This window comes from Pseudonocardia hydrocarbonoxydans, from assembly GCF_006539565.1.
In the GTDB taxonomy this organism is placed as follows: Bacteria; Actinomycetota; Actinomycetes; order Mycobacteriales; family Pseudonocardiaceae; genus Pseudonocardia; species Pseudonocardia hydrocarbonoxydans.
Genome location: NZ_BJNG01000003.1, coordinates 238153 through 255766, shown reverse-complemented (window position 1 = coordinate 255766; position 17614 = coordinate 238153). Strand labels below are relative to the sequence as shown.

15 protein-coding genes are annotated in these 17614 nt (G+C 75.7%); 5 read left to right on the top strand and 10 right to left on the bottom strand.

Features of this window, described 5'->3' with window-relative positions; genetic code table 11:
• Positions 1-3 precede the first annotated feature (3 nt).
• The 4 genes from PHY01_RS28345 to arfA are packed head-to-tail and all read right to left on the bottom strand — an operon-like array spanning position 4 to position 3108.
• Positions 4-186, bottom strand: coding sequence for a sunset domain-containing protein (locus PHY01_RS28345; protein ID WP_502266621.1), 183 nt, complete (start codon positions 184-186; stop codon positions 4-6).
• Between the two features lie 32 nt (positions 187-218).
• Positions 219-1715, bottom strand: a complete 1497-nt coding sequence (locus PHY01_RS26150; protein ID WP_170183605.1) for a sunset domain-containing protein — start codon at positions 1713-1715, stop codon at positions 219-221.
• Between the two features lie 36 nt (positions 1716-1751).
• On the bottom strand, positions 1752-1913 hold the full coding sequence (locus tag PHY01_RS26145) for a hypothetical protein (protein ID WP_170183604.1): 162 nt from the start codon (positions 1911-1913) through the stop codon (positions 1752-1754).
• A 58-nt stretch (positions 1914-1971) separates the two neighbouring features.
• Entirely contained in the window at positions 1972-3108 is a 1137-nt protein-coding gene (gene arfA, locus PHY01_RS02500) for a channel-forming protein ArfA/OmpATb (RefSeq protein WP_141276547.1), read from the bottom strand.
• Positions 3109-3357: 249 nt separating this feature from the next.
• Here arfA and fabG point away from each other — a divergent pair, with 249 nt between their 5' ends.
• Both fabG and PHY01_RS02490 read left to right on the top strand, forming a co-directional pair.
• Entirely contained in the window at positions 3358-4116 is a 759-nt protein-coding gene (gene fabG / locus PHY01_RS02495) for a 3-oxoacyl-ACP reductase FabG (protein ID WP_141276545.1), read from the top strand.
• Positions 4117-4121: 5 nt separating this feature from the next.
• On the top strand, positions 4122-5351 hold the full coding sequence (locus tag PHY01_RS02490; protein WP_141276543.1) for a DUF4032 domain-containing protein: 1230 nt from the start codon (positions 4122-4124) through the stop codon (positions 5349-5351).
• Here the strand turns inward: PHY01_RS02490 and cydC are convergent.
• The 4 genes from cydC to PHY01_RS02470 are packed head-to-tail and all read right to left on the bottom strand — an operon-like array spanning position 5317 to position 10980.
• The gene (cydC, locus tag PHY01_RS02485; RefSeq protein WP_246085642.1) at positions 5317-6996 is read right to left on the bottom strand and encodes a thiol reductant ABC exporter subunit CydC; all 1680 of its coding nucleotides are present in this window, start codon (positions 6994-6996) and stop codon (positions 5317-5319) included. The genes PHY01_RS02490 and cydC overlap by 35 nt on opposite strands.
• Entirely contained in the window at positions 6993-8612 is a 1620-nt protein-coding gene (cydD, locus tag PHY01_RS02480) for a thiol reductant ABC exporter subunit CydD (RefSeq protein ID WP_141276541.1), read from the bottom strand. The genes cydC and cydD overlap by 4 nt, the downstream gene beginning before the upstream one ends.
• Complete coding sequence (gene cydB / locus PHY01_RS02475) at positions 8599-9576, bottom strand: cytochrome d ubiquinol oxidase subunit II (protein WP_141276540.1); 978 nt, start codon at positions 9574-9576, stop codon at positions 8599-8601. Before cydB ends, cydD begins: the two co-directional genes overlap by 14 nt.
• 9 nt (positions 9577-9585) lie before the next feature.
• Positions 9586-10980 (bottom strand): cytochrome ubiquinol oxidase subunit I, encoded by a 1395-nt coding sequence (locus PHY01_RS02470; protein WP_141276538.1) that lies wholly within the window; start codon positions 10978-10980, stop codon positions 9586-9588.
• An 85-nt stretch (positions 10981-11065) separates the two neighbouring features.
• On the opposite strand from PHY01_RS02470, the gene PHY01_RS02465 reads away from it, so the two are divergent.
• A complete protein-coding gene (locus PHY01_RS02465; protein WP_141276536.1) occupies positions 11066-12055 on the top strand; it encodes an LLM class flavin-dependent oxidoreductase in 990 nt (329 codons plus the stop codon).
• On the opposite strand, the gene PHY01_RS02460 is transcribed toward PHY01_RS02465, so the two are convergent.
• Together PHY01_RS02460 and PHY01_RS02455 are read right to left on the bottom strand one after the other, a co-directional pair.
• The gene (locus PHY01_RS02460; RefSeq protein WP_141276535.1) at positions 12039-12698 is read right to left on the bottom strand and encodes an anti-sigma factor family protein; all 660 of its coding nucleotides are present in this window, start codon (positions 12696-12698) and stop codon (positions 12039-12041) included. The two genes, PHY01_RS02465 and PHY01_RS02460, sit on opposite strands and share 17 nt — an antisense overlap.
• Positions 12695-13216: a sigma-70 family RNA polymerase sigma factor gene (locus tag PHY01_RS02455; protein ID WP_246085641.1), complete on the bottom strand. Its 522-nt coding sequence runs from the start codon at positions 13214-13216 to the stop codon at positions 12695-12697. The genes PHY01_RS02460 and PHY01_RS02455 overlap by 4 nt, the downstream gene beginning before the upstream one ends.
• Before the next feature lie 379 nt (positions 13217-13595).
• Here PHY01_RS02455 and PHY01_RS02450 point away from each other — a divergent pair, with 379 nt between their 5' ends.
• On the top strand, positions 13596-15452 hold the full coding sequence (locus PHY01_RS02450; RefSeq protein ID WP_141276533.1) for a methylmalonyl-CoA mutase family protein: 1857 nt from the start codon (positions 13596-13598) through the stop codon (positions 15450-15452).
• Positions 15449-17590 (top strand): methylmalonyl-CoA mutase, encoded by a 2142-nt coding sequence (gene scpA / locus PHY01_RS02445; protein ID WP_141276531.1) that lies wholly within the window; start codon positions 15449-15451, stop codon positions 17588-17590. Before PHY01_RS02450 ends, scpA begins: the two co-directional genes overlap by 4 nt.
• The last annotated feature ends 24 nt before the right edge of the window (positions 17591-17614 follow it).

Sequence of the window (17614 nt, the reverse complement as noted above, 5' to 3'; positions counted from 1 at the left end):
GGGCTACCGGGGGCGTCGCCGCCAGTGCGTGAAACCGGCTGCCTCGGCGTCATCGGTGCTGGTGAACCACACCTCGGCCGTCGTGCGTCCGTAGTGGGGCGAGTCGGTGGTGTGGTAGAGCATCGAGTCGGCGTTCCCCTTGACCGTGTGCTCCGGGGGCGGGGCCGCGCCCCCCTCCAGCGGCAGCGCCGACCCGGGGAACCGGCCGGGTGTGACCGCTACCGGGCCCCGGCCCCGCCGTCGTCGTCCGGTGCGCCGAGCAACCCCTGCGGCGTGGCCGGGACGGCGGGGGAGCGGGGGATCCGGCCGCGGGTGTTCCAGGCGACGAACCCGGCCTGCTCCGCGTCGCGGGCGGTGCGGAACCACACCGCGGCGCGGGTCCGGTCGAAGTAGGGCGAGGTGCGGCCGTGGTAACGCATCGTGTCGACGTTGCCCTTGATCCCGAACGCCGGGTCCGGGGACGTGCCCTCCGGGGTCGCCCGCACCGACCCCGGGCCGAAGGGGGCGTCGGTGGGGTGGGCGTCGTCCGGGTCGGCGGGGTCGGCGGGTTCGGGGTCGGCCGGACCGGGGTCGGCGGCGGCTGCGGTGTCGCTCGCGGAGTCGTGGGTGGCAATGGCATCGGGGTCGGCTGCGCCGGCATCGGCCGCGCCGGTATCGGTGTCGGTGTCAGCCGACTCCGTGGCAGCCGGGTCACCCCCGGCGACCGCGGGGCCGGTGGTCTGCGACCCGGAGCCGTCGGTGTCGGCGCGCGCCGATCCGGCGTCGTCGGCGCTGGAACCGGCGGTGCTGGAACCGGCGGTGGCGGCGGCCGTGCCGACCGCGGCGGCCCCGACCGCGGCCGCACCGACGGCCGCCCCGCCGCCCCCGCCGCCGGAGGTGGCGCCCTCCTCGACCGAGGACTCCTCCCCGGTCGGAGCACCCTGCTCCGGCGCGGCATCACCACCGTCCGCCCTGTCGGCGCCGTGGCCCTCGGCCCCACCGGTGGCGGTCCCGTCCGTGCCGCTGTCCGGCGAGGCGGTGTGGCCGGCCGCTGGGGTGTCGGCCGCTGGGGTGTCGGCCGCAGGGGTGCCGGCGCCGTCGTCGGGGGTGCCGTCGGCCGCGGCGTCGTGAGCCGTCGGGTGGACCGCGGTCGGGTCGTCGGCCGGGTGCGGGGCGGCGGGGTGCGGGACAGCGGGGTCCGGGGCGGCCGCCGGGTGCCCGATCACCGTGGTGGCCTCGGGATCGGTGGCCGGGACGACCGGGATGACGGCGGTGGCCTCGGTGCCGGACAGGTCGATCTCGCGGGTGTCGTCGTCGGCCGACACGCGGGGGATCTCGGTGGTGGTCTCCGCGGCGGACGCGTCGTCCCGGTCCGCCGCGCCCCCGGCCACCGCCGCCCCGGCTGCCCCGAGGCCGGCCGCCCCGAGGCCCGCCGCGGTGGCGCCCTTGGTGAGGTCGGGGCGCGAGCGGGCGGTGTCGAGGGTGCTCAGCGCCGGGTCGACGGCGGGGATCTGCTCGGTCACGGCGTCGTCGACCGCCGGTTCCCCGCGCGGCGCGGCGGGCGCGGCGGCGGGCGCCGCCGTCTCCCGGTCACCGCTCGCCGCGGCCGGGCGGCCCTGCTCGGTCCCGCGCAGCCGCCGCCCGGCCGGTCGCACCAGGAGCAGCCAGGCCAGCAGGACGCCGACCAGGAACGCCAGCAGGTACCAGAGCCAGGTCTGCCCGTAGAGCCAAGACACGGAGATCCTCCAGGAAGCGGTGCGGGAGCGGTGGGATCAGGCGGCAGAACGCGACGGCGGCGGCGCCTGCCCGCGCGCGGCCTCGAGCTCGGCGACCCGGCGCCGCAGCGGGCGGGCCCAGAACAGCTCGCCCGCGAGCACCCCGAGCGCCAGGGCGACGATCAGCCAGACCCAGACCTGGGCGAACAACCAGAGCACGACGACTCCTCCTCGGTACGGGACGGACCGGACGGCGGTCCCTCGGACGACGGGTCCCTCAGACGACGGTGATCTCGACGCGACGCCCGGCGGCCTGCGCCGCGGGGGTGTCGCCCTCGCCGAGACCGCGGGTGACGATGTTGTCGCCGGGCACCCCACCGGCCACCAGCGCGTCGCGGACGGTGGCGGCCCGCAGGTCGGAGAGCTCCTGTGCGGTCAGCACCCCCGCGCCGGGCCCGGAGGCGACGTAGCCGTCGACCTGCAGGCGCGCGCCGGGCACCAGCGCGACCAGCTCCACGATGCTCTCGACGGTGGCCGCGCCGGCCGCGGTGAGCTCGGGGCTGTCCGGCTCGAAGGTGACGGGCGCCCCGTCGGTGAGCGCGTCGATGGCGCGCTGCAGCTCCTGGCGGCCGGCGTCGTCGAGCTCCCCCGCGGGTGCCGCACCGCCGGCGACGGTGAGCCGGTTGTCGACGGTCGTGCCGGGCAGCAGCGTGCCCAGCGCCTCGCCCGCGGCCTGCGCGGACGCGGAGTCGGGGGCGGTCCCGGTGAGGGTGAGGGTGTCGCCGTCGATCGAGGCGGCGATGCCGTCGCCGGTGGCGCCCAGCAGTGCGGTGACCGACCCGACGCTCGCGGCCGTGACGCCCGGCTGGGGCAGCACGCCCTCGGTGACGGTCAGCTCGTCGACGACGGAGCGCCCGCCGGCCTGCTCGGTGGCGGCGGCGACGAGCGCGCTGCGCTCGGCCTCGGAGCCGACGACGCCGGTGAGCACGACGTCCTCGCCGCGCCGGGTGATGCCGAACGGCCCGGCCGCGGCGGCACCGGCGTCGGCGCCCGCCCCGTCGGGGCCCTCCGTCCCGCCGCCGGTCCCGCCGCCGGTCCCGTCGCCGCCCCCGCCCGCCGGGAGCTGCGCGACCCGCACCCCGGGCAGGCCCGCCACGATCTCCGCGGCGCGCTGCGCGTCGGCCCCGGCGACCCCGGTGACGACCGCGTCGCGGCCGTCGAACGTCACGCCCGCGCCGGTGAGGCCCGCGGCGGCCAGCGACTCGGTCGCCGTGCGCGTCAGCTCGGCCTCGATCTGCGGGCGCGGCCACAGCAGCGTGAGGCCGGCCAGCACGGTCGGCACGACCAGCGCGGCGACGGCCAGGGGCAGCCAGGCCGGGCGCCGGGGGTCACGGGAACGATCGGCAGAGCTCACGGGCCCTCGCATTCCGATAGCGGCGGAGACTCAGGGGGAGGGCGGCGTGCCCCCCGACACCGGGGCGAAGGCTCGACCATCAAGATCACGAGAAGGTGACGGCCGGGACACGGGTCGCCTCGCCGGGATCCCCGCGCGGTCAGTGGTCGCCCGGACGCGTCCGGCGGTCGCGGCGGGCGCGGGTCCCGGCGCCCGCACCCGCCGTGGGTGCGAGGATCGGTCCGACCGGCGACGACGAGGAGTGCACTGATGACGAACGACCAGCGGGTGGCCATCGTGACCGGCGGGGCGCGCGGCCTGGGTGCCGCCACCGCCCTGCGCCTGGCCCGCGACGGGATGGCGGTCGCCGTGCTGGACCTGGAGGAGTCGGCGGCGAAGCCGGTGGTCGACACGATCGTCGCCGAGGGCGGGCGTGCGCTCGCCGTGGGCGCCGACGTCGCCGACGCCGACGCCGTGACCGCGGCCGTCGCGCGGGTCGAGGCCGAGCTGGGCGCGCCGATCGTGCTGGTGAACAACGCCGGGATCACCCGCGACAACCTGCTGTTCAAGATGACCGAGCTCGACTGGGACTCCGTCATGGGCGTGCACCTGCGCGGCGCGTTCCTGATGACCCGGGCCGTGCAGCGGCACATGGTGGCCGCGTCGTGGGGCCGGATCGTCAACCTGTCGAGCACCTCCGCGCTGGGCAACCGCGGCCAGGCCAACTACGCCACCGCGAAGGCCGGTCTGCAGGGCTTCACCAAGACCCTGGCGATCGAGCTGGGCAAGTTCGGCGTCACCGCCAACTGCATCGCCCCCGGGTTCATCGTCAGCGACATGACGCGGGCGACGGCGCAGCGGATCGGCGAGGACTGGGAGACCTACGTGTCCGCGCGTGCCGCGCAGATCCCGGTGGCCCGCGCGGGTGTGCCCGAGGACATCGCGCACACGGTGTCGTTCCTGGTCAGCGAGGGGGCGGGGTTCGTCTCCGGCCAGGTGATCTACGTGGCCGGCGGACCCAAGGCCTAGGCGCGATGCGCTTCATCTTCCGGCCCCCCGCCGCCCACGCGGCCGGGCTGTTGTCGCTGCCGTGGGCCACCCCGCTGGAGGAGTGGGTCGACGACCACCTGCTCGAGGTGGCGCACCGCGGGATCTCGCGGCACGTCGTGCGGTTCGTCGAGGTCGACGGGCACGTCTACGCGCTCAAGGAGATCGACGAGCGGCTGGCGCGCCGGGAGTACCGGCTGCTCGGCGAGCTGGAGTCGATGGGGATGCCGGCGGTGTCGGTGCTCGGCATCTGCGTGGAGCGCGGCGAGGACCAGGACGCGATCCTGGTGACCCGGTTCCTGGACTACTCGATGTCCTACCGCTACGTCTTCTCCCACGGGCACACCCAGCAGCCCACCGACCAGCTGATCGACGCGATGGTGGAGCTGCTGGCCCGTCTGCACCTGGCCGGGCTGTTCTGGGGCGACTGCTCGTTGTCGAACACGCTGTTCCGCCCCGACGCGGGCAGCGTCGCGGCCTATCTGGTCGACGCCGAGACCGCCGAGCTGCACCCGACGCTGACCCCGGGGCAGCGCGGGTTCGACATCGACTACGCCGTGGAGCGCGTCGGCGGGGAGCTGCTGGACCTGCAGGCGGGAGGGCTGCTGCCCGACGACGTCGACCCGATCGAGATCGCCGCGCAGCTCCCGGCGCGCTACCACGCGCTGTGGGACGAGCTGACGCGCGAGGAGCTGCTGCGCCCCGACGAGCAGCGCTACCGGGTGGCCGAGCGCATCGACCGGCTCAACGAGCTGGGTTTCGACGTCGACGAGATCGAGCTGGTCACCACCGCGGAGGGCACGCGGCTCAAGGTGCACACCCGGGTCGCGGAGTCCGGCCGTCACCGGCACCGGCTGTTCGTGCTGACCGGCCTGCAGACCACCGAGAACCAGGCGCGGCGGCTGCTCAACGACGTCGTCAGCTACCGCGCGCACCTGGAGCAGAAGGAGGGGCGACCGGTGCCCGAGACGGTGGCCGGGCACCGCTGGCGTTCCGAGATCTACGACCGGGTCATGGCGATGGTGCCGCCCGACCTCTCCGACCGGCTCGCCCCGGCCGAGGTGTTCCACGAGATCCTGGAGCACCGCTGGTTCCTGTCCGAGCAGGAGGGCAAGGACGTCGGCACCACCGCGGCGGCCCGGTCCTACGTGCAGCGGATCCTGCCGGGAACGCCGAAGACCCTCACCGTGCTGCCGGACGCGGGGCCGCCCGGATAGCCGCGGGCACCGGACCCGGGGGCCTGAGTTCGACGACCGCGTCGAGCCGGTCCAGACCGGCGCGGTCGTGGGTGATCAGGACCAGCGTGCGGCCCCGGGTGGCGTGCAGGACGTCGGCGAGGACGGCGTCGCGGGTCTCCGGATCGAGGTGGGCCGTCGGCTCGTCCAGGACCAGGACGCGGGGGTCGGCCAGCAGCGCGCGGGCCAGTGCGAGGCGGGTGCGCATGCCGCCGGAGAGCCGGTCGCCGTGCGGGCCGGTCTCCGCGTCGAGCCCGCCGGCGGGGGCCAGCGCGGCGGTCAGCCGGACGCGGTCGAGCACCGCGGTCAGCTCGGCGTCGGTCGCGCCGGGGCGGGCGAGCAGCAGGTTGGCGCGGACGGTCGCGTCGAACACGTGGGGGTCGGCGGGCACGCCCCCGATCGCGCGCCGCACCTCGTCGGGGTCCTGCGTGGTGACGTCGACGCCGTCGAGGTGCACGGTGCCGCCGTCGGGGTCGCGGAACCGGAACAGCACCGCGGCCAGCGTCGACTTGCCCACCCCGCTGGGCCCGACGACGGCGATCCGGCGTCCGGGCGGCAGGTCCAGCTCGAGCCCGTCGAGCACCCACGGCTCGCCCGGGCCGTACCGCACGCGCAGGCCGCGGATGCGCAGGCCGGGCTCGTCGCGCACCGGGGCGGCGGGGCGGCGGGTCACCGCGGGCGGGGTGTCGAGGACGTCGAACAGGCGCGTGCCCGCCGCGCGCAGCCCGCCGAGGCGGGCCGCCACCGCGGGCAGCGGGGCGACGATCTCGAACGCGGCCAGCGCCGTCAGCACCAGGACGGCGAGCCCGACGGTGCCCAGCCCGTCCACGGCGGCGACGCCGAGCACCAGCGTGCCCCACACCGTCAGGCCCGCGACCAGCGCGGACGCACCGGAGCCGAGGCCGAGCAGGGTGGCGTCGCGGCGGGCGACGCGGGTGAGCGCGGCGTCGGCGGCCTCCACCCGGGCCACGGCGGCGTCCATGGCCCCGTGGACGTGCAGGTCGGGGGCGCCGTGCAGGGCGTCGACGAGCGCGGTCGACAGCTTGGCCCGGGCCGCGGCGGCCCGGCGCCCCGGGCCGCGTCCGGCCGCGGCGGCCAGCAGCGGCACCGCGACCCCACCGAGGAGCAGGCCGGCGGCGAGCAGGACGCCACCGGGCAGCAGCACCGCCGTCGACAGCGCGACCACCCCCACCCCGGTGACGAGCGCGGCGGCGGGCGGGGTGAGCCCGCGGATCAGCAGGTCCTGGGTGGCGTCGGTGTCGCCGACCAGGCGCGTCACGAGGTCCCCGGAGCGGAACCGGCGCACGGGCTCGGTGCGGGCGAGCCGACGGAAGACGCGGACCCGCACGTCGGACAGGGTGCGCAGGGCCGCGTCGTGGGTGACGAGGCGTTCGAGGTAGCGCGCCACCCCGCGCGTGACGCCCAGCGCGCGCGTCGCGACGACGGCCACGCTCAGCGCGGTGATCGGCGGCTGCGCGGCGGCGGTGGCGATCAGCCAGGCCGCGGTGGCCAGCAGCGCCACGGCCGAGGCGGTCGCGACGGCGGCGGCGAGCACGCCGAGGGCGAACCGGGCCCCGCGCGGGCGGGCCAGCGCGATCATCCGCAGCAGCGGGTCCCGCCCGGTCACCGGGCCGCCCCGACGGTCGCGGTGGCGTCCAGGTCCAGCACCCGGTCGGCGAGATCGGCCCAGCCGGCGTCGTGGGCGACGACGACCGCCGTCGCACCGCGCACCAGGTCGGCCACCGCGGCCCGTACGCCGTCGGCGGTGGCCGGGTCCAGGTGCGCGGTCGGTTCGTCGAGCAGCACGATCGGGGCGCCCCGGGCCCGGCGCAGGAACGCCCGCGCCAGCGCGACCCGCTGCCGCTGCCCCGACGACAGCCGCGTGCCGCGCTCGCCGAGTCGGGTGTCGTAACCCGCGGGCAGGCCGGCGACGACGTCGGCGAGCCCGGCCCGCTCGGCCGTGCGCGCGACCTCGGCGCGGGACGCGTCCGGGGAGCCGAGGCGGATGTTGTCGGCGAGCGAGGCGTCGAACAGGTGCGGCCGCTGCGGCACCCAGGCGACCAGCCGCCGCCACTCCCGCGTCGACAGCTCGGCGAGGTCGCGGCCGTCGACGGTGACGCGCCCGGCGTCCGGCGGGGTGAACCGCAGCAGCAGCGCGAGCAGGCTCGACTTGCCGGCCCCGCTGCGCCCGGTCACCAGCGTGGTGGTGCCCGCGGCGAGGGTGAGGTCCAGCCCGAGCAGGACGGGTACTGCGCCGTGGGACAGCGACACGCCCTCGAACCGGACGACCCGCGGCGCGGGCACGGGGGGCCCGGTCACCTCGGCGGGCACCGGGCGCTCCAGCACCTCGAACACCCGCGCCGCGGCCGCCACCCCCTCGGTCGACGCGTGGAACCGGGCGCCGACCTCCCGCAGCGGCAGGTACGCCTCGGGCGCGAGGATCAGCACCAGCAGCGCGGTCTCCAGGTCCAGGTGCCCGTAGAGCAGCCGCAGCCCGACCTCGACGGCCACCAGTGCGACGGCGAGCGTCGCCAGCAGCTCCAGCACGAACGCCGACAGGAACGCGATCCGCAGCGTGCCCAGCGTCGCGTCGCGGTGGGCGTCGGTGGCCGCGCGGATCTGCGCGGCCGCGGCCCGCGAGCGGCGGAACAACGCCAGCGTCGGCAGCCCCTCGACGACGTCGAGGAAGTGCCCGGCCAGGCGTTCGAGCAGCCGCCACTGCCGCTGCGTCCGGGCCTCGGTGTGCCACCCGACCAGCGCCATGAACAGCGGGATCAGCGGCAGCGTCAGCCCGATGACCAGCGCGGAGATCCAGTCGGCCCGCGCCACTACCACCAGCACGGCGGCGGGCACCAGCACGGCCAGCACGAGCTGGGGCAGGAACCGGGCGACGTAGTCGTCGAGGGCGTCCAGGCCGCGGGTCGCGAGTGTGACGACCTCGCCCGCGCAGTGGGGGTCGTCGACGACGTGGCGGACCAGCCGCCGCCGCAGCGCCGACTTCACCGTCGCCGCGCTGCGCAGCGCGAGCGTCTCCCCGCCGTACGCGAGCGCGGCCCGGGCCACGGCGAACGCCGCCAGCGCGGCGACGGAGACGGCGAGCTCGGCGGTGGCGATCGTGCGCGCCAGCAGCCAGGCCTGCGCGAGGATCAGCCCCGTCGTCGCCATCCCGAGCACGACGACGACGGCCAGGTGCACCCGCACCGCGGCGACCCCGCGGACCAGGCGCGGGTCAAGCGGCCGCAACGTGCACCCGCCTGCGGAACACCCAGTAGCTCCACGCCTGGTAGGCCACGACCAGCGGCAGGAACACCGCGCCGATCACGCTGAGCACGCCCAGGGTGTACGGCGCCGACGCCGCGTTCGCGACGGTCATGTCGTAGGCGGGGTCCACGAGGGAGGGCAGCAGCACCGGGTACAGACCGCCGAACACCACCACCGCCACAGCGACGACCGACGCCGCGGTGGCCGTGAACGCCCACCCCTCGCGGCGCCGCGCCGCGCAGCCGACGGCCGCGAGCAGCAGGACCACCGCGGCGACCGCGGCCCCGACGCCCGTGCCCCGATCGTGCACCGTCCACGCCAGGAACCCGCCGACGACCGGCACCGCGACGAGCGCGGCCGACCGCGCGGCCGCCCGCGCCCGGTGCCGCACCGGCCCGTCGGCCTTGAGGCCCAGGAACAGCGCGCCGTGCAGGACGAACAGCGCGGTCGTCGCGAGCCCGCCGAGCAGGGCGTAGGGGGAGTACAGCTCCGCCGACCGCACCACCCCGTCGGCGCCGAGGGGGACCCCGCGCAGCATGTTCGCGAACACCAGCCCCCACCCGAACGCGGGCACCAGGCTGCCCCCGACGATCGCGGCGTCCCAGCGCCGCCGCCACACGGGCGAGTCGATCTTCCCGCGGTACTCGAACGCGACGCCGCGGAACACCAGCGCCACCACGATGAGCAGCACCGGCAGGTAGAAGCCGCTCAGCGTGGCGGCGTACCAGGCGGGGAAGGCGGCGAACATCGCGCCGACCGCGGTGATCAGCCACACCTCGTTGCCGTCCCACACCGGGCCGATCGCGTTGATCATCGTGCGCCGCCCCGGCTCGTCGCGCCCCACCGAGGGCAGCAGCATCCCGACGCCGAAGTCGAACCCCTCCAGCACGAGGTAGCCGGTCCACAGCAGGGCGATGGCGAGGAACCAGATCGTCGGAAGGTCCATGACCCGCTCCTAGTAGGTGAAGGCCGGCACGCGCGCGCCCGGCTCGACGTCGGGGGTGACGTGCGCGGGCCCGGCCTGCACGTAGCGCCACAGCAGCCGCACCTCGACGACGGCGAGCGCGCCGTAGAGCAGCGTGAAGACCGTCAGCGAGAACGCCACCTGTCCGAGGGAGACCCCGGGGGAGACGCTCGCCGCCGTCAGCAGCTGCCCGACCACCGTCCAGGGCTGGCGGCCGATCTCGGTGAGGATCCAGCCCGCGATGTTCGCCGCGAGCGCGGCGGGCAGGCCGAGCATCGCCACGCCGTACATCCAGCCGTGGCGCGGCAGCCGGCCGCGGCGGGTCAGCCACAGCCCGACCACCCCGACGCCGATCGCCGCCCCGCCCAGGCCCATCATCAGCCGGAACGCCCAGTACAGGACCGGCACGTTCGGCACGTAGTCGCCGGGACCGAACTGCTCCTCGAAGCGCTCCTGCAGGTCGACGATCCCCTCGACCTCGCCGCCGGGGTCGCCGGTGGCCAGGAACGACAGGACGTAGGGGACCTGCACGTTCACGACGTTGCGCGAGCCCTCGACGTCACCGACGGCGAACAGCGAGAAGCCGGTGGGCGCCTCGGTGCGCCACAAAGCCTCCGCCGCGGCGAGCTTCATCGGCTCGTCCTGCGCCATGAGCTTGGCCTGGAGGTCGCCCGAGGCGAGCACCACCGCCCCGGCGACGACCGTGGTGAGCAGCCCGGCGCGCAGCGTCTTCCGGAACATCTCGGAGTCCGGGTCGCGATGCCTCCAGAGCCGGTACGCGCTCACGGCGACGACGAACAGCCCGGCGACGACGAACGAGGCGCCCAGCACGTGCAGGTAGGTCGACCACGCCTGCGGGTTGGTGAGCACCGCGCCGATGTCGGTGAGCTGCGCGCGGCCGGTGTCGGCGTTCACCTCGAACCCGACGGGGTGCCGCATCCAGGCGTTGGCGGCGAGGATGAAGTAGGCCGAGAGGTTCGAGCCGATGGCGGCGACCCAGATCGTCGCCAGGTGCACGCGCTTGGGCAGCTTGTCCCAGCCGAAGATCCACAGCCCGATGAACGTCGACTCCAGGAAGAACGCGAGCAGCGCCTCCAGGGCCAGCGGAGCGCCGAAGACGTCGCCGACGAACGTCGAGTACGTGCTCCAGTTCATCCCGAACTGGAACTCCTGGACGATCCCGGTCACCACACCCATCGCGAAGTTGATCAGGAACAGCTTCCCGAAGAACCGGGTGGCGCGCAGGTACTCGACGCGCCCGGTGCGGTGCCAGGCCGTCTGCAGCGCGGCGACGACGACCGAGAGCCCGATCGTCAGCGGCACGAACAGGAAGTGGTAGATCGTCGTGATCCCGAACTGCCACCGGGCGAGGTCCAGGGCTTCCACGGGCGGCCTCCAGGCTCGAACTTCTACGTCCTGTAGTAGTTCTACACCCTGTAGAAGTCGATCGCGGCGGATAGTGTCCGAGACCATGCGCATCGGGGCGTTCCTGCTGGCCGCCGGGTTCCCCGGGCGTTCCGACGCCGACGTGCTCGACTCCTGCGTCGCCACCGCCGTCGCGGCCGAGGAGGCCGGCTTCGACGACGTGTGGGTCGCCGAGCACCACTTCATGAGCTACGGGCGGGTGCCCTCGGCCGTGACGATGGCCGGGTACCTGCTCGGCGCCACGAGCCGCGTCGCGGTGGGCACCGCAGTGAGCGTGCTGTCGACCGTCCACCCGGTGGCGCTGGCCGAGCAGGCACTGCTGCTCGACCAGGTCTCGGGCGGGCGGTTCCGGCTCGGCGTCGGGCGCGGCGGGCCGTGGGTCGACCTGGAGGCGTTCGGCACCGGGGCCGACCGGGTCGGCGACGGGTTCGCGGAGTCGCTCGACCTGCTGCTGCGGGCCCTGCGCGGCGGCCCGGTCGCGGCGTCGGGGGAGCGGTTCGCCTTCCGGGAGGTCGACGTCGGGCCGGTGCCGCGCACCGCGCCGCACCCGCCCGTGGTGCTGGCGGTGACCTCGCCGCAGGGCCGGGCGCTGGCCGCCGCCCGCGGCCTGCCGATGCTGCTGGGCATGCACGCCGGCGACGCGGAGAAGGCCGAGTTCGTGCGCGCGCACGGCGGTGCGGGGCACGTGTCGGTGGCCGTGGCGCACGTCGAGGACACCCGGGCGGGCGCGCAGGCGCTGCTACGCGCGTCGCTGCCACGCTGGCTCGGCCCCGGCCTCGCCGGCTACCGCCGCGTCGACGACGTGCCGCGCCGCCCCCGCGACCCCGTCGAGTACACCGACCTGCTGTGCCGCCTGCACGCCGTCGGCACCCCCGACGACGCCGTCGCCCGGCTCGCCGAGGGGGCCGCACGCACCGGCGTCGACCACGTCCTGCTGATGGTGGAGGGCAGCGGCGACCGCGCCCGCGTGCTGGACAACGTCCGGCGGCTCGGGGCGGAGGTGCTGCCCCGGCTCCGGGCTACACGGGCAGCGTGATCAGGTCCGTCCCGGACTCGTCACGGATCGCCACCGCCACCACGTCGTCGGGGTCGATGATCGTCGAGCCCTGCACCGTGCCGCCGTCGACCTCCCAGGCGGGGGAGACCAGCCAGCTCCCGGCCACGTTCTCGGTCCCGTCGCGCCCGACCACGACGATCGTGCAGCGCTTGCCGGCCGCGATGCCGCGCACCGTCGTCGCGACCCGCACCCAGCCCGCGGCCGGGGTGACCGTGGCGGACATGACGATCGGCCCGGCCGTGCCCTCGACGGTGCGGGAGCCCGCCGACACCGTCGTCGACGGGTCCAGGGCCCGCCCCAGCACCGCGCCCCCGCCGACGAGCGCCACCGCGACCGCCGCCGCGGCCGCGGCCAGGGCCAGGCGGGTGCGCCGCCGCGCGCCGCCGCCTTCGGCGCGGACGGCGCGCACGGTGCGGCGCAGCAGCAGCTCGGAGTCGGGCGGGCCGTCGAGGAACACCTCCGGGGGCAGCGCGCGCAGCGCGTCGGCGGTGCGGCGCAACGACTCCCACTCGTGGCGGCAGTCCGAGCACGTCCGCAGGTGCGCGTCCAGGGCCCGGGCCTCGTCGGCGTCGAGCAGGCCGAGCGCGTGGGCACCGAGGTCGCCGCGGTCGTGCAGCATCATCGGGCCTCCATCGCGGTGCGCAGCGCGCGCAGGGCGTAGAACGAGCGCGACTTGACCGTGCCCTTCGGCACCCCCAGCGCGGCGGCGGCCTCCTCGAGGTTGCGGCCGTGCAGGTACACCTGCTCCAGCACGGCGCGGTGCTCGGGCGACAGGGCGCCGAGCGCCGCGTGCACGGTGACCGAGGCGCTCACGGCGTCGGCGTGGTCGCGCGCCACCGGCGGGCGCCCCGGCTCCTCGGCCACCTCGCGCGGGCGGGCGTCGCGGGCCCGGACCCGGTCGATCACGATGTGGCGCACCACCGTCAGCAGCCACCCGCGCACCGAGCCGCGCCCGTTGGTGAGCACCTCGGGATGACGCCACGCCCGGATCAGGGCCTCCTGCACCACGTCCTCGGCCGCGGCGCGGTCGTCGAGCAGTCGTGTCGCGTACACCAGCATCGCCCGTCCGTGTTCGGAGTAGACGGCGTGGACCAACGCCTCGTCCGCCCCGGCACGGCGGTCACTGTCCGTGTGGTCCACGGGCGGGGACCCTACTCACGGTCCATCCGCCTGATCCCCACACGGACCCCGGCCACGCGCGGTTCAACCGGACCGCGGTCGTCGCCCGACCGGGTGACCGCCGTGACGGCTCACCGAGCCGGGAGACCGCGGCCCCCTCCCACCCCCCCCCCACCCCCACCCCCACCCCCGCGTTGCAGTGGGGTGGCTTCACTGCAACGAGACCGGAGTGGAGCCACCCCACTGCAACGTCGGCGGGGCCCCGGCGGGCTCTGCTGCGGTCCGTCGTTCCCGCCAGGGGGTGCCGTGCCACCCCCTGTCACGATCCGGTGGCGTGACGTGAGCGGGACCACCCGCGCCGGGTCCGGCCCCGTCCCCGCCCACTCACTACGATCCGGGGATGCCCGAGGCAGAGTCGTCCGAGCCGGCCCCGTCGTCCGCGCCGTCCACGCTCTCGCTGGCGGCCGGGTTCCCGGCCGCCACGCAGGACGAGTGGACCGCGCTGGTCGACGGGGTGCTGCGCAAGGCCCGCCGGATCGGCGACGACGCGCCGGCCGGTGCGGGCGTGGAGAAGCTGGTGCGCCGCAGCCCCGAGGGGATCGCGGTGCCCCCGCTGTTCACCGCGGCCCCCGACGCCCCGGTCGGCGTGCCCGGCGCGGCGCCGTTCGTCCGCGGCGGCACCGTCGACGGCCCGGTCCCCGACGGCTGGGACGTGCGCCAGCGCCACGCCGAACCCGACGCCGACACCGCCCGCGCCGCCGTGCTGGCCGACCTGGAGAACGGCGTCACCTCGATCTGGCTCGCCGCCACCGCGCCCGCCGACCTCCCGCACGTCCTCGGCGACGTCCTGCTCGACCTCGCCCCCGTCGTGCTCGACGGGGACGACCCGCCCGCGCTCGCGGAGGCGTTCCTGGCACTGGCCGCCGAGCGCGGCACGGGGGAGGCGCTGCGGGGCACGCTCGGGCTCGACCCGATCGGGCAGCGCGCCCGCACCGGCGACGGCCCCCCGGTCGACTCGGTCGTCGCCGTGGCCACCCGCGTCGCGGCGGACCACCCGCTGGTCCGTGCCGTCGTCGTCGACGCGCTGCCGGTGCACACCGCGGGCGGCTCCGACGCCCAGGAGCTCGGTTTCGCCATGGCCGCGGGCGTGGCCTACCTGCGGGCGCTCGACGGCGTCCCCGGGGCGGCGCGCCTGCTGGAGTTCCGGCTCGCGGCCACCGCCGAGCAGTTCCCCACGATCGCGAAGCTGCGGGCCGCCCGCCGACTGTGGTCCCGGGTGACCGAGGCGTGCGGCGAGGCGCAGCCGATGGCCCAACACGCCGTGTCCTCGCCCACGATGTACACCCGCCGCGACCCGTACGTGAACCTGCTGCGTGGCACGCTCGCCGGCTTCGCCGCGGGCGTCGGGGGGGCCGACGCCGTCACCGTCGCCCCGTTCGACGCCGCGCTCGGCGCCTCGGAGCCGTTCTCGCGGCGCATCGCCCGCAACACCCAGGCGCTCCTGGTCGAGGAGTCGCACCTGGCCCGGGTGATCGACCCGGCGGGCGGCTCGTACTACGTCGAGTCCCTCACCGACGCGCTCGCGCAGGCCTCCTGGGCGTTCTTCCAGGAGATCGAGGCCGCGGGCGGCGCGGTCGCCGTGCTCGACTCGGGATGGCTCGCCGAACGCACCGGGGAGGTCCGGGCCCGCCGCGAGCGCGACGTCGCCACGCGCAGGCGCCCGCTCACCGGCGTCAGCGAGTTCCCCGACCTCGACGAGAAGCCCGTCGACCGGCGCCCGCTGCCCGACACACCGGGCGGGGGACTCCCGGTCTACCGCCCCGCCGACGCCTACGAGGCGTTCCGCGACCGCTCCGACGCCCGGCTCGCCGACACCGGCTCCCGCCCCCGCGCGTTCCTCGCCACCCTCGGCCCGCTCGCGGCCTACACCGCCCGTGCCGGGTTCGCCCGCAACCTGCTGCAGGCCGGCGGGATCGAGCCGGTGGAGGCGGGCCCGACCGAGACCGTCTCCGACGTGACCGCGGCCTACGCCGACGCCGGCACGACCGTCGCGGTGCTGTGCTCCACCGACACGCTCTACGCCGAACGGGCCGCGGAGACCGTCGCCGCGCTGCGCGAGGCGGGCGCCACCCACGTCCTGCTCGCCGGGAGGTCCGACCTCGACGGGCTCGACGGCACGCTGCACGCGGGCTGCGACGCCCTCGCCGTGATCGACGCCGTGTACCAGAGCACCAGCCACCAGGAGGCCGGCCGATGATCCCCGACTTCACCCAGGTCCCGCTGCGCTCCGACGCGGCGCCCGCGAGCCGGTGGGCGGGGGCCGGGAGCCCGTGGGAGGCCCCCGAGGGCATCGCGGTCGACCCGCTCTACACCGCGGCCGACCTGGACGGTCTGGACTTCCTGCACACCTACCCCGGCATCGCGCCCTACCTGCGCGGCCCGTACCCGGCGATGTACACGACGCAGCCGTGGACGATCCGCCAGTACGCGGGCTTCTCCACCGCGACGGAGTCCAACGCGTTCTACCGGCGCAACCTCGCCGCCGGGCAGAAGGGCCTGTCGATCGCCTTCGACCTGGCCACCCACCGCGGGTACGACTCCGACCACCCGCGCGTCGGCGGGGACGTGGGCATGGCGGGCGTCGCGATCGACTCGATCTACGACATGCGCCAGCTCTTCGACGGCATCCCGCTCGACGAGATGTCGGTGTCGATGACGATGAACGGCGCCGTCCTGCCGGTGCTGGCGCTCTACATCGTGGCCGCGGAGGAGCAGGGGGTGAGCCACGACGCGCTCACCGGGACCATCCAGAACGACATCCTCAAGGAGTTCATGGTCCGCAACACCTACATCTACCCGCCCGCGCCGTCGATGCAGATCATCTCCGACATCTTCTCCTACACCTCGCGGGAGATGCCGAAGTTCAACTCGATCTCGATCTCGGGCTACCACATCCAGGAGGCCGGGGCGACCAACGACCTCGAGCTGGCCTACACCCTCGCCGACGGCGTGGAGTACCTGCGGGCCGGGATCGACGCCGGGCTCGACATCGACCGGTTCGCGCCGCGGCTGAGCTTCTTCTGGGCGATCGGCATGAACTTCTTCATGGAGGTCGCGAAGCTCCGGGCGGCGCGGCTGCTCTGGTCGAAGCTGGTCGACCAGTTCGAGCCGAAGAACCCCAAGTCGCTGTCGCTGCGCACGCACTCGCAGACCTCGGGCTGGTCGCTCACCGCGCAGGACGTCTACAACAACGTCATCCGCACCTGCATCGAGGCGATGGCCGCCACCCAGGGCCACACGCAGAGCCTGCACACCAACGCCCTCGACGAGGCGCTCGCGCTGCCCACCGACTTCTCCGCCCGCATCGCGCGCAACACCCAGCTGCTGCTGCAGCAGGAGTCGGGCACCACCGACGTCATCGACCCGTGGGGCGGCTCGTACTACGTCGAGAAGCTGACCCACGACCTCGCCCGCCGCGCCTGGGGGCACATCGAGGAGGTCGAGAAGGCGGGCGGCATGGCGCAGGCGATCGACGCCGGCATCCCGAAGCTGCGTGTCGAGGAGGCCGCGGCCCGCACCCAGGCCCGCATCGACTCCGGCCGCCAGCCCGTCATCGGGATCAACAAGTACGTCGTCGCGCAGGACGAGCAGCTCGACGTCCGCAAGGTCGACAACGCCGGCGTCCGCGCCGAACAGCTCGACAAGCTGCGGCGCCTGCGCGAGGAGCGCGACTCCCGCGAGGTCGACGCCGCGCTGGAGGCCCTGACGAACGCCGCGGGCCGGACCACCCGCACCGAGGACGAGAACCTGCTGCACCTCGCGGTCGTCGCGGCGCGGGCGAAAGCCACCGTCGGCGAGATCTCCGACGCGCTGGAGAAGGTCTACTCGCGCCACGCCGGCCAGATCCGGATCATCTCCGGGGTGTACTCCGAGGAAGCGGGATCGAACGCGACGATGGACCACGCCCGTGAGCTGGTGGACGCCTTCGCCGCCGACGAGGGGCGCCAGCCGCGCATCCTGGTCGCGAAGATGGGCCAGGACGGCCACGACCGCGGCCAGAAGGTGATCGCCACCGCGTTCGCCGACCTCGGCTTCGACGTCGACGTGGGCCCGCTGTTCCAGACCCCCGGCGAGGTGGCGCGGCAGGCCGTCGAGGCCGACGTGCACGTCGTGGGCGTCAACTCCCTCGCCGCCGGGCACCTCACGCTGGTGCCGGAGCTGCGCGAGGAGCTGGCGAAGCTCGACCGGGCCGACATCATGGTCGTCGTCGGCGGGGTCATTCCGCCCGCCGACGTGCCCACGCTGCTGGAGATGGGCGCCGCGGCGGTGTTCGGGCCGGGCACGGTGATCGCCGAGGCGGCCGTCGACCTGCTGACGAAGCTGGCGGGACGCTGATCCGCCCGGACGGGGTGCGGGGGC

Coding starts and splice junctions, on each gene's coding strand:
- fabG (WP_141276545.1), top strand. CDS start 3,358: ATGACGAACGACCAGCGGGTGGCCATCGTGACCGGCGGGGCGCGCGGC.
- PHY01_RS02490 (WP_141276543.1), top strand. CDS start 4,122: ATGCGCTTCATCTTCCGGCCCCCCGCCGCCCACGCGGCCGGGCTGTTG.
- cydB (WP_141276540.1), bottom strand. CDS start 9,576: ATGGACCTTCCGACGATCTGGTTCCTCGCCATCGCCCTGCTGTGGACC.
- PHY01_RS02465 (WP_141276536.1), top strand. CDS start 11,066: ATGCGCATCGGGGCGTTCCTGCTGGCCGCCGGGTTCCCCGGGCGTTCC.
- PHY01_RS02460 (WP_141276535.1), bottom strand. CDS start 12,698: ATGATGCTGCACGACCGCGGCGACCTCGGTGCCCACGCGCTCGGCCTG.
- PHY01_RS02450 (WP_141276533.1), top strand. CDS start 13,596: ATGCCCGAGGCAGAGTCGTCCGAGCCGGCCCCGTCGTCCGCGCCGTCC.
- scpA (WP_141276531.1), top strand. CDS start 15,449: ATGATCCCCGACTTCACCCAGGTCCCGCTGCGCTCCGACGCGGCGCCC.